Genomic DNA, 12,191 nt, shown 5'->3' with positions numbered 1-12,191 from the left:
TACTTAGAGGGGATAATATCACGCTTTTGACAAACGGCAAGTCTTTTTTATTACTTCTGATTTGCAGCTTCGACAGACGCACCGATAAAGCCTTTGAATAGAGGCTGAGGTCTTGTCGGTCTTGATTTGAACTCTGGGTGGAACTGAGAAGCCACGAACCAAGGGTGGTCTTTCAGCTCGATGATTTCAACAAGGCGTCCATCAGGGCTTGTGCCTGAGAATACGAAGCCTTTTTCTTCCATTCGCTGTCTGAATTCGTTGTTGAACTCATAGCGGTGGCGGTGACGCTCGTACACCACTTCATCCTGATACACTTCAAAAGCTTTTGTGCCTTCTTCAAGCTTACAAGGATAAAGGCCGAGACGAAGCGTTCCGCCAAGATCTTCAACATCCTTCTGTTCAGGAAGAAGGTCGATGATCGGGTACTGTGTTGACGGATCAATTTCCGCTGAGTGAGCGCCTTTTAAGCCCAATACGTTTCGTGCGTATTCAATAGACGCAACCTGCATGCCCAAGCAAATGCCCAAGAATGGAATGTTGTTTTCGCGCGCGTATTTTGTTGCGACGATTTTGCCTTCAACACCGCGGTCTCCGAATCCGCCCGGCACGATGATGCCGTCCGTTCCGCTCGTGAGCTCTTCGATGTTGCTTTCTGTCACTTCTTCCGCGTTGATCCATTTCACTTTTACATCCGTGTCAAACGCATAGCCCGCATGGCGGAGAGACTCGACAACAGAGATGTATGCGTCAGGAAGCTCAACGTATTTCCCGACTAGGCCGATCGTGATCGTTTGAGACAGGTTGCTGACTTTATTCACCAGCTCTTTCCACTCGGACATTTCCGCCTCTTTGCACTCCAATTTCATGTGCTCGCAAACAAGCTTATCAAGCCCTTGTTTTTGAAGCTCAAGCGGAATGGAGTATAGGTTGTCCGCATCTTCACACTCGATAACCGCTTTTGTATCGATGTCGCAGAATAGCGCGATTTTATCTTTCATATCTTGAGAAATCGGCATTTCTGTACGAACGACGATAATGTTTGGCTGAATGCCCAAGCTGCGCAATTCTTTTACGCTGTGCTGTGTCGGTTTTGTTTTCAATTCGCCCGCAGCTTTAATGTAAGGTACAAGCGTACAGTGGATGTACATTACGTTTTCACGGCCTATATCGCTCTTCATTTGACGGATCGCCTCAAGGAATGGCAGTGATTCGATATCTCCGACAGTACCGCCGATTTCTGTAATGACAACATCTGCATTTGTTTCTTTTCCCGCGCGGTAAACACGGTCTTTCAGTTCGTTTGTGATATGCGGGATGACCTGTACAGTTCCGCCAAGGTAGTCTCCACGTCGTTCTTTTTTAAGAACTGTTGAATAAATTTTACCTGTTGTCACGTTGCTGAATTTATTCAAATTGATGTCGATAAAACGCTCATAGTGACCGAGGTCCAAGTCTGTTTCAGCGCCGTCATCCGTTACGAATACTTCACCGTGCTGGTACGGGCTCATTGTTCCCGGGTCAACGTTGATGTATGGATCGAATTTTTGAATCGTCACGTTCATTCCGCGGTTTTTCAGCAAACGTCCTAATGAAGCTGCTACAATACCCTTTCCAAGTGAGGATACAACTCCCCCAGTTACAAAAATATATTTCGTCATTTCGTTTGCTCCTCTCTTCGCTCTTAGCTACATTTTTAAAATGTACTATTTTATAAAAAATCATTTAGCCTTTTAAATGATTTATAAGAAAAATGAGGGGTGAAAATAAGAAAGCTCCCTTTCAATTTCTTGAAAGGGAGCATAACGTACTATGTTCTCTCTTCGTTTTTGAAGAGCCCAAAATACATACTACATAGTTCGACTATGAAAGTCAAGATCGTTTTGAAGATGAAATCTTATACTATTTGATATCCTCTTCTTCATCATCATAGTCTTCATCATCTTCATCAATCAGATCTTCTTCGATCTCAAGATCGTCGTCGTCTTCATCAAGATCTTCATCGTCAAAATCGTCAGCGTCAAGATCGAGTTCTTCCTCAACTTCATCCAAATCAAGGTCGTCTTCATCGATCTCTTCAAACTCGTCAAGATCAAGATCTTCTTCGACTGCTTTCTTCGCTTTTTTCTTTTTCGCTTTGACTGTCGGCTGAGTTTCTTCGTCAAGCTGATCATACGGATACCAGCTGCGAAGCCCCCACGTTTGGTCAGAAAGCGCCAGGAAGCGGCCGTCAATATTTAAATCTGTATAAAATTGAGCAATGCGGTCTCCAAGCTCTTCTTTTGTCACGCCGAGCAAAGATGCGATTTCATTTAAAAGCTCCTGAAAAGGAACTGGTTTTTTATGTTCTTCAAATAATTCGTGAGCGATTTCAACTAAAGCCATTTCCTTTAGCTCTTCCTGTGAATATTGTTTGATACCCAAGGTCGGACACTCCCTTTCTATTACTTATATGTATCTGTTTTATCAATAATGAAAGCGATTTTGTATCGTTCTTATACAAACCATACCTCTCATTATAAACAAAATAAAACAGAATATGCTACCCTTAACAGCGTTAATTTAAATAATTTTACAAGAGTGATCCGACTGATAGATGATTTGCGTCAATCCGCGAGCATTCTGGAGATGACAAGTCTTTGAATTTCTTGAGTGCCTTCATAGATTTGCGTGATTTTTGCATCACGCATATAGCGTTCAACCGGGTAATCTTTTGTATAGCCGTAGCCGCCGAAAATCTGCACGGCTTCGGTCGTCACCTTCATCGCCGTATCTCCCGCCAGCAGTTTGGACATGGCGGAAGCTTTTCCATATGGAAGGCCTGATGATTCCAGCCAGGCAGCCTGATAGGTCAATAGCCTTGAAGCTTCTATCATTGTAGCCATGTCCGCGAGTTTAAAAGCGATACCTTGCTGCTCGGCAATTGATTTTCCGAATTGCTTTCGCTCTTTTGCATATTGAAGCGCCGCATCGAGGGCACCCTGAGCGATACCCACGGCTTGTGCAGCTATGCCGTTTCTGCCTCCGTCAAGCGTCTTCATCGCGATTTTGAAGCCTTCCCCTTCTTCTCCGAGACGGTTTTCTGCGGGCACCACACAATCTTCGAACGTGATTTCCGTTGTGGGAGACGAGCGGATGCCCAGCTTCTTTTCTTTCTTGCCTGTCAAAAAACCTTCGAAATCTTTTTCTACTATAAAAGCGGATATGCCTTTTTTCTTTTTCTCGGGATCGGTGACTGCAAAAACAATGTAAACATCCGCAATCCCGCCGTTTGTGATAAACACTTTTGAACCATTTAATACATAGTCATCACCGATTCGTTCAGCAGTTGTTTTCATGCCGCCTGCGTCAGAACCTGAACCTGCTTCTGTTAAAGCGAAAGCGCCGATTTTCTCTCCAAGGGCCAGCTGTGTTAAGTAGTCTGTCTTCTGTTCTTCCGTCCCAAAGGCAAACAGCGGCCAGCTGCAAAGTGAAATATGGGCAGAAAGCGTCACACCGGTGGATGCGCACACTTTCGACAGCTCCTCCACCGCGATGACATAGGCCAGATAGTCACTTCCGATTCCGCCGTAATCTTCAGGCCACGGAATTCCCGTCAGCCCTAAATTTGCCATTTCCCGAAACAGCTCGCGGTCGAAGCGTTCATGTTCGTCGCGTTCTGCCGCTGTCGGGGCTACCTCATGCTTCGCAAAATCACGCATCAATTTTCGTATCATCTCGTGTTCTTCTGATAATGAAAAATTCATGGTCTCTCCCCCATAATCATATCAGCACCTAAGACGGATTGAGCCAGAAGCTCGGCGACGTCATATGTTTTGACTTGGTCTTCGGCTTCTTTCGCCTTTGTGCCGTCTCCAAGCATCGTGAGACAGTACGGACAGCCAGAGCTGATCACCGATGGGCTGACCGCGAGCGCTTGCTCTGTCCTGGCGACGTTAATCCTGTTGCCCGTTTCCTCCTCCATCCACATTAATCCCCCGCCGGCGCCGCAGCACATGCCGGTTTCCCTGTTTCTCTCCATTTCAATCAGCTCTACACCTGGAATGGCTTTTAAAATCTCCCTCGGCGGATCATAAACTTCGTTGTACCGGCCCAAGTAGCACGAATCATGGAAGGTAATCGTCTCATGAAGCTGGTGCTGCGGCTTTAATTTCCCATTCTTCACCAGCTCGGCCAGCACTTCTGTATGATGATAAACCTCGCCTTCAAAGCCGAAATCCGGATACTCGTTTTTAAATAAATTGTATGCGTGCGGATCAATCGTAACGATTTTTTTGACATCATTTTTTTCAAATTCAGAAATATTTTTTTCAGCCAGTTCCTGGAACAAAAATTCATTTCCGAGGCGGCGCGGTGTGTCTCCTGAATTTTTTTCTTTATTTCCGAGGATCGCGAAGGACACGCCCGCGTGATTGAGCAGCTTAGCAAAGGAGACCGCGATTTTCTGGCTTCTGTTGTCGTAAGACCCCATGGAGCCGACCCAAAAAAGGTACTCAAATTCTTTTCCTTCTTTTTTCATTTCTTTTACAGTCGGAATCTCAGCATCGGAGGCGGCGTCACGCCAATTTTCTCGCTCCTTGCGATTGAGGCCCCACGGATTTCCCTGCCGCTCGATACTCGTCATGGCGCGCTGTGCGTCACTGTCCATTTTTCCTTCTGTCAGTACAAGATAGCGGCGGAGATCGATGATTTTATCTACATGTTCATTCATGACCGGGCATTGATCCTCACAATTCCGGCAAGTCGTACACGCCCAAATTTCTTCCTCTGTTATGACGTCGCCGATTAAGCTCGGATTGTAATCCAGCGCGGCGGCAGCTTCCTGCGATCCGCTGCCCGCTGACGCTGCAGCCAGCTGATTGCCTCTCGTATGCCGGAACGCTGCCGCGGGCACCCATGGCGAACGTGAGGTGACGGCGGCGCCTTTTTCCGTGAGATGGTCTCTGAGACGCAAAATCAAGTCCATCGGCGACAGCATTTTTCCGGTGCCTGTTGCAGGGCACATATTGGTGCAGCGGCCGCACTCGACACACGCATACAAATCAAGCAGCTGGGACTGCCTGAAATCTTCAATTCTCCCCGCTCCATAGCTTTCTTTCGTTTCGTCGGTAAAATCGATTTTCTCAAGCTTTCCTGCCGATTCCATTCTGTTGAAAAAGACATTGGCAGGTCCGGCGATTAAGTGGGCATGTTTCGACTGAGGCACGTACACTAAAAAGCTCAGCAAAAACAGAAGATGCACCCACCATGCGATATAGAAAATGACCGCTGCGCCGGTTTTCCCGACTCCGCCAAGCAAAAACGCGATGCATGAAGCAATCGGCTCGCTCCACGAAAGCCCGTGCTCATGCCAGATCAGATTCATTCCGTTTCCAAGCAGAACCGTCAGCATTAACCCTCCGATAAAAATGAGAACAAGCCCTGCTTTGAAATTGCGCTTCAGCCTGACGAGCTTTTCAATATAACGTCTGTAGAATGCCCAGCCCACAGCGATTAAAATGAGAAACGTAACGATTTCCTGAAAAAAGGTGAAGGCGGGATAGACAGGGCCAAGCGGCAGATTCCGATCGGGAGCCAGTCCTTTGATGATAAAGTCAATCGCTCCGAACTGAACCAATATAAATCCGTAGAAAAACATAACGTGAATCATTCCGCTTTTCTTGTCCTTAAGCAGTTTTTTCTGCCCGAATACATTCACCCAAATGGCTTGGAGCCGTTCCTTAATCCGTTTATCAAATTGTTCTTTCTGGCCGAGCCTGATATAGGCCAGTCTCGTTTTGACCAAGTAAACAAACAAATAGACAGCGTAAGCGGTTACAACCAGAAATAACAAAGCATTTGCGATGAGAAAGCCGCTCATTTCAATTCCCCCTTTTTACTGATAAAGACCGCGATCCCCTACCCTCGAATCTGTTTAAGATTATCTTAATGATAAATAATGAATGAGTGTTCAGTCAATAATTAAATTCCTGCTGTTCGGGCACACTACCTTTACTACGAAAGGAGTGCCGGGATGAAGATATTTTTCGTCATTCTCATCATACTATTGGCTTTCATTCTGCTTGATATCTTCTTGGGACGCGCCGTTTATAAAAAAAACGCGTACGAGCCTGTTTTTTCAAAAAAGAAGAGTGATATTGAATTGATCCACTGCGGCGCTGATCTTGTCGATCGGCTGATGGAAGACATCCGCCGGGCCGTTTCCTCTGTTCACGTGATGTTTTTTATTATGAAAAACGATGAAGTCAGCCACAATATGTTTACGCTGCTGAAGGCAAAAGCTAAATCGGGCGTTTCCGTCTATTTGCTGCTGGATTGGTCAGGCAGCCAAAAAATAAAAAAACCGGCACTGAAAACGATGAAAAATGCCGGGGTTCATGTTCATTTTCTTAACAAACCTCGTTTTCCTTTTGTCTTTTTTCATATACAAAAACGGAATCACCGGAAAATTGCTGTGATAGACGGGAAGATCGGGTATATCGGCGGTTTTAACATCGGTGAGGAATACCTTGGGAAGAAGGCGAAGTTCGGCAATTGGGAGGATTATCATTTGCGCATGAAGGGAGAGGGTGTCCGCGATCTTCAGACGCTATTTACAGCCGACCTGAAACGAAATACCGGATCTGCTGAACTGAGTCCGGATGTTTGGCCGGAGCTTTCGCAAGGGAATATCTCTCATAAGATTTATGCGACTGACGGTTATTCACTTGAAAAAACGTATTTGGCAAATATCGCGCAGGCAAAAGAGCGCATTACCATTTGCACACCTTATTATATTCCGACAAAACCGCTTCAGCAGGCCTTGGTTAAAGCAAGAAAAAACGGTGTAGCGGTTACCATAATTGTACCGATGAAATCAGATCATCCGTTGGTCAGAGAAGCAGCTTTCACGTATTATTCGGAGCTCTTGGATGCCGGCTGTCTCATCTACCGTTTTTACCAAGGGTTTTATCATGTGAAAGCCCTGATCATTGATGATCATTTCAGCATTATCGGCACCGCCAATTTTGATCAGCGAAGCTTTTTTTTAAATGAAGAGGTGAATGTTGAAATCGATAATGAGGCATTTACAAAAGAAGTCTATGCGACGATTGAAGAGGATATGAAAAGGTCAGAGCTGCTGACAAAGGAGAATTTCAAAAAACGCACATTCAGGCAGCGCCCGGCTGAATGGATTGGCAGAGCAATATCTTATTTTTTATAAAGGAGAGTTCCTATGATTTTCAGATTCGGGTTCGTTTCAAACGCGATGAGCCTTTGGGATGCGTCTCCCGCTAAAACATTGACATTCGCACGTTATTCCAAGCTTGCAAAGGATGAAAGAAAAGAAGCGCTTCTGACTGTGACAAAAGCCAATTTGCGCAATACGATGAGAACCCTTCACTATATCATCGGCCACGACATTCCGTTGTACCGCTTTTCCAGTTCGATTGTGCCGCTGGCCACGCATCCCGATGTAATGTGGGATTTTGTGACGCCGTTTCAAAAGGAGTTTCGGGAGATCGGAGAGCTTGTTAAAACACATCATCTGCGAACAAGCTTTCACCCCAATCAATTCACCCTGTTTACGAGCCCGAAGGAGTCCGTCACACAAAATGCGGTAACTGATATGGCGTATCACTACCGTATGCTTGAAGCCATGGGCATTGCTGATCGCTCTGTTATCAACATTCATATTGGCGGCGCTTACGGAGATAAAGAAACCGCCACTGCTCAATTTCATCAAAATATGAAGCAGCTGCCGGAGGAGATCAAACAGCGGATGACGCTTGAAAATGACGATAAAACATATACGACGGAAGAAACGCTTCAGGTCTGTGAGCAAGAGAATGTTCCGTTTGTCTTTGACTTTCATCATTTTTACGCCAACCCAGATGATCACGCAGACCTGAATGAAGCACTGCCCCGGATGATCAAAACGTGGGAGCGAATCGGGCTGCAGCCAAAGGTTCACCTGTCTTCCCCAAAATCGGAGCAAGCCATACGCAGCCATGCCGATTATGTTGACGCCAACTTTTTGCTGCCGCTGTTAGAACGCTTTAGGCAATGGGGAACGAATATAGATTTCATGATCGAAGCAAAGCAGAAAGACAAGGCGCTTTTCCGCCTGATGGATGAGTTAAGCTCCATCCGCGGTGTCAAACGCATCGGCGGCGGGGCTCTCCAATGGAAATCATAAATGTGCAAAATTAGGTTTACAGTTCGTCCGCTCTGGGAACATACGCTATATAAGACAACAATCGATGGAGGAGAAAGATCATGAAAAACATCAAGTCTCTGAAAGTAGCCGCGCAGGCATTTACTTTAAGAAATTTGATTCATCTTTATAAAATGTGCCATTCCGGTAGCCACGAGGTTTATATTTATTCAAAGAAAACAATGTGCAAAATCAAAAGCTTAATTGAGCTTGAAACGTTCCGCATGGCTCATAATGAAAAAGAATATCTGATTGTAGTGGAAGGAACAAAAGCGTCACAGCTGGTTGAAAAATTCAAAAATATTATCGAGCCTGCTGAAAGAGAAGCGCTTTAACTTACATATTAAAAAGGATAGACATCTTGTCTATCCTTTTTGTTATGGTCTTACATAAACCGCCTGTCCGAATTTTAAGCGCAGCTTTTTTTCATTTGTGTTCATATGTGCTCCGGCCTAAGATGACGGTATCTACAGTCTGATAAAACGCAATGTACCCGTTATTGCCTTCACCTTCAAATTCATCCAGCCAATCAATGCTTCCATCTTCTCTTGCGATCATCCCGTCCAACGAAACCGCAATGTACAGCACATTTTTCCTATCCATATTTCCCTCCTATTGCTGCACCATTTGCCCAAATTGCGCTTGATGCAGCCTGCTGTAAAGACCGCCGGCTTGAATCAGGTCATGATGGCGTCCTTGTTCTTCGATCCCGTTCTTTGTAACCACCACAATTCTGTCTGCGTCTTTGATCGTCGCCAGCCTGTGGGCGATGACGAGCGTCGTGCGCCCCTCCGACAATTCTTGAAGTGCCTTTTGAATCGCCGCTTCTGTTTCTGTATCAAGGGCCGAGGTCGCTTCGTCCAGAATCAGGATCGATGGATTTTTCAAGAACATCCGTGCAATGGACAGCCGCTGTTTTTGCCCGCCGGAAAGCTTCACGCCGCGTTCACCGATGATGGTATCCAATCCATCAGGCATGCTATGGACAAGCTCTTCCAGATGCGCCTGCTTCACAGCCTGCCAAATGTCTTCTTCCGATGCGCCTAAACGGCCGTAGGCGATATTTTCTCTAAGCGTGCCCGAAAATAAGAAAACGTCCTGCTGCACGACACCAATCTGCCCCCGCAGCGAAGACAGCGTCATGTCTTTAATATTGATGCCGTCGATGGTAATGTCACCCTCCGATGCTTCATAAAAGCGCGGAAGCAGACTGCAAAGCGTTGATTTTCCCGCGCCTGACGGGCCGACGAACGCAACCGTCTCCCCTGCTTGAATGGACAGGTTAATGTCTTTGAGGACGTTGTGATGGTCATCATAGCCAAATGAAACATGTTCATAGCGGATATTGCCCTTTAGGCCGGATACGTCTCTCGCATCAGGAGAATCCTGAATATCCGGTTCTGTTTCCATCAGTTCCATATAGCTTTTGAAACCGGCGATGCCCCTCGGATACATTTCGATAATGGCATTAATTTTGTCAATGGGCCTGAACAGCACATTCGTCAGGAGCACAAACGCCACGAATTCCCCATACGATAAGGAGCCGCGAATGACAAACCACGTTCCGCACAAGAGGACAAACAGCGTGACAAACCGGGTCAGCATATAGCTGATTGAACCGTTTTTCGCCATGATTCTGTATGAGGAAAGCTTTGTGATACGGAAACGCTGATTGTTGACGGCAAAGCGTTCCTTTTCAAACGCTTCATTGCCGAACGCCTGCACGAGCCGAATGCCGCCGATATTATTTTCTACACGCGCGCTGAAGTCTCCGATATCTTTGTTCAGTGTTGTAAATGCTTTGGTCATTTTTTTGTTGAAATAAAGCGCAAGCCAAATGACAATCGGCATGATGATAAACGTTAATAATGCCAGCTGCCAGTTAATGAACAGCATGACCCCGAACGCCCCGAGAATGGTCATGACGGCAATGAATAAATCTTCCGGTCCGTGATGGGCAACTTCGCCGATGTACATTAAATCGTTCGTCAGCTTCGACATCAGCGTTCCTGTCTTGTTGTTGTCGTAAAATTTAAATGATAGCTTTTGCAAATGGTCAAAAAGCGACTTTCTCATATCAGTCTCGATATTGATCCCAAGCATGTGCCCCCAGTATGTGACGATATACTGGAGAGCCGAGCTGAGCGCATACACCGCAAATAAGCCGATTGAGGTGGCGATAATCAGTCCCCAGTCTCTTCCAGGAAGCAAGGTATCAATAAAATAATTGACGATCAAAGGAAAACTCAGCTCCATTAAGCCTCCCGCAATCGCCGAGAAAAAGTCGAGAAAGAACAACGTTTTATATGGTTTATAATACGAAAAAAATTGCCGAAGCACCCTATCTTCCCCCAATGCATAAATAACTGATAATTTTTCTCAATTATACTATACACCGGCAGTTTTGAAAGATCAGATTTCTTTTTTCTTACAGAACCCCCGAAAACAGACGGGCAAACGATTCTTTTGTCCGGTCAGCCATTCCTCTTTTATAAAAGCCGACTGGGCTGAGTTTGTCACTATCCAGCATATCCTCTTCGAAATGGTCTTCAAGGGTACGAATGGCTTCCGTATCCGTGAAGAATACGTTCACTTCAAAGTTGAGCTGAAAGCTGCGCATGTCCATATTCGCGGTGCCAACCGAGGCGAGATCTCCATCCACGATGATGACTTTTTGATGCATGAAGCCTTTTTGATAGGAATAGACTTCAATGCCCTCAAGAAGCAGTTCTGGAAAATAGGATCTCGATGCGTATTCCGTTAAAAAGCTGTCATTCTTCTCCGGCACCATAATCCTTACCTCTACGCCTTTTGTCGCCGCAGCTTTTAGCGCCGTGCGTATGGACTCATTCGGGACAAAATAGGGCGTGGCAATCCATATTGATTTCTGTGCTGAGGAAATCATTTCATAATAGAGGTCGCTCATGCTTTCCTTCATGTCAGGGCCTGTTGCGACAATTTGATAAATGCCCCCTCCCTCAACAGGAACCGGCCTATTGTACTCTTCTTGATCAATTAACACTTCGTTGGAGACATATTCCCAATCCAGCATGAAAATAGCGTGAAGCGTTTGCACAATTTCTCCTTCCAGCCGCAGGTGAGTATCTCTCCAAAACCCGATGTGCGGATCTCTGCTGATATATTCCTTCCCGACATTTAATCCGCCCACAAAACCGATGTTTCCATCGATGATCACGATTTTCCGGTGATTTCTGAAATTCAGCTTCTGATTAAAAAATCCGTATTTCAGCGGAGAAAACGGAACAATGTCCACTCCCGCTTGTTTCATTTTCATGATATCTCTTCTTGCCAGCTTGATGCTTCCTGCAGCGTCATATAAAAACCGCACCTCGACACCCTGGCGCGCTTTCTCCATCATAATGTCCATCATGCCGCGGCCGAGCATGTCTGATTTAAACATGTAGTATTCAATATGTATATAGGATTTCGCCTTCCGCATCGCTTTGAAAATGTCCGGGAAGGTTTCCTCGCCGTTTTTCAGCACTTTGATATTGCTTTTCGTATTGATATTCATATGGGCAGCCCTGATGGAATACGTAAAGAACCGTTCTTGATTGTCCTTAAGCCCTGTCACTTCCGGCGTTTCCTCCATGTCAAACAGCTTTCTGAGCTTTTCCCTGTTGTACATTCGTTTTGTCTTAAACAGCTTCCCCTTCACATAGAGCTGTCCGGAAAACAGATAAAACATGTAGCCGACGATTGGAAAAAAGACAAGGATGTGAATCCATAACAGCGTGTGCTGCGAGGTGCGGTTCTCAAGAATTAACGAATAGATGCTGAACAAAATAATGCTTGTATAGCAAAGCACTCCCCCGTAAAATTCAAGCCTGGAAACCGGAAAAAACCATATGACATATGCCCCGATAAGCATCATATATAAAAAGAAAAACTCCAGTCTCCGTTTCAGCATCCATACTCTCTCCATTCTGATTCGATTACCTTCGTATTACCTCTTTTTTCTAATGTGTAAACCTTT

Annotated in this window: 9 protein-coding genes and 1 pseudogene; 3 read left to right on the top strand and 7 right to left on the bottom strand. The window is 45.5% G+C overall.

The window, feature by feature from the left end; genetic code table 11:
• Nucleotides 1–50 precede the first annotated feature (50 nt).
• The 4 genes from pyrG to MOC09_RS18065 all read right to left on the bottom strand — a co-directional run bounded on the left by pyrG (nt 51) and on the right by MOC09_RS18065 (nt 5,857).
• Nucleotides 51–1,658, bottom strand: coding sequence for a glutamine hydrolyzing CTP synthase (gene pyrG, locus MOC09_RS18080; protein WP_268371385.1), 1,608 nt, complete (start codon nt 1,656–1,658; stop codon nt 51–53).
• A 241-nt stretch (nt 1,659–1,899) separates the two neighbouring features.
• Nucleotides 1,900–2,421: a DNA-directed RNA polymerase subunit delta gene (gene rpoE / locus MOC09_RS18075; protein ID WP_268359980.1), complete on the bottom strand. Its 522-nt coding sequence runs from the start codon at nt 2,419–2,421 to the stop codon at nt 1,900–1,902.
• A 182-nt stretch (nt 2,422–2,603) separates the two neighbouring features.
• Nucleotides 2,604–3,743, bottom strand: a complete 1,140-nt coding sequence (gene acdA, locus MOC09_RS18070) for an acyl-CoA dehydrogenase AcdA (RefSeq protein ID WP_268359979.1) — start codon at nt 3,741–3,743, stop codon at nt 2,604–2,606.
• Entirely contained in the window at nt 3,740–5,857 is a 2,118-nt protein-coding gene (locus MOC09_RS18065) for a heterodisulfide reductase-related iron-sulfur binding cluster (RefSeq protein ID WP_268371383.1), read from the bottom strand. The genes acdA and MOC09_RS18065 overlap by 4 nt, the downstream gene beginning before the upstream one ends.
• A gap of 153 nt (nt 5,858–6,010) precedes the next feature.
• On the opposite strand from MOC09_RS18065, the gene cls (MOC09_RS18060) reads away from it, so the two are divergent.
• The 3 genes from cls (MOC09_RS18060) to MOC09_RS18050 all read left to right on the top strand — a co-directional run bounded on the left by cls (MOC09_RS18060) (nt 6,011) and on the right by MOC09_RS18050 (nt 8,529).
• Nucleotides 6,011–7,201, top strand: coding sequence for a cardiolipin synthase (cls, locus tag MOC09_RS18060; protein ID WP_268359977.1), 1,191 nt, complete (start codon nt 6,011–6,013; stop codon nt 7,199–7,201).
• A 12-nt stretch (nt 7,202–7,213) separates the two neighbouring features.
• Nucleotides 7,214–8,176 carry a UV DNA damage repair endonuclease UvsE gene (gene uvsE / locus MOC09_RS18055; RefSeq protein WP_268371381.1) on the top strand — a complete coding sequence of 321 codons (963 nt, stop codon included), beginning with the start codon at nt 7,214–7,216 and terminating at the stop codon, nt 8,174–8,176.
• Between the two features lie 80 nt (nt 8,177–8,256).
• The gene (locus MOC09_RS18050; protein WP_268359975.1) at nt 8,257–8,529 is read left to right on the top strand and encodes a hypothetical protein; all 273 of its coding nucleotides are present in this window, start codon (nt 8,257–8,259) and stop codon (nt 8,527–8,529) included.
• Between the two features lie 97 nt (nt 8,530–8,626).
• On the opposite strand, the pseudogene MOC09_RS18045 reads toward MOC09_RS18050, so the two are convergent.
• From MOC09_RS18045 to cls (MOC09_RS18035), 3 genes and pseudogenes are all read right to left on the bottom strand, one after another.
• Nucleotides 8,627–8,797 (bottom strand): annotated as a pseudogene (locus MOC09_RS18045) (dihydrofolate reductase family protein); the annotation flags it as partial.
• A 9-nt stretch (nt 8,798–8,806) separates the two neighbouring features.
• Nucleotides 8,807–10,534: an ABC transporter ATP-binding protein gene (locus MOC09_RS18040; protein ID WP_268359974.1), complete on the bottom strand. Its 1,728-nt coding sequence runs from the start codon at nt 10,532–10,534 to the stop codon at nt 8,807–8,809.
• An 88-nt stretch (nt 10,535–10,622) separates the two neighbouring features.
• Nucleotides 10,623–12,125, bottom strand: coding sequence for a cardiolipin synthase (gene cls, locus MOC09_RS18035; RefSeq protein ID WP_268359973.1), 1,503 nt, complete (start codon nt 12,123–12,125; stop codon nt 10,623–10,625).
• Nucleotides 12,126–12,191 lie beyond the last annotated feature (66 nt).

This window comes from Bacillus sp. N12A5 (assembly GCF_026790125.1).
In the GTDB taxonomy this organism is placed as follows: Bacteria; Bacillota; Bacilli; order Bacillales; family Bacillaceae; genus Bacillus.
This window is presented reverse-complemented; position numbering and strand designations above follow the sequence as displayed.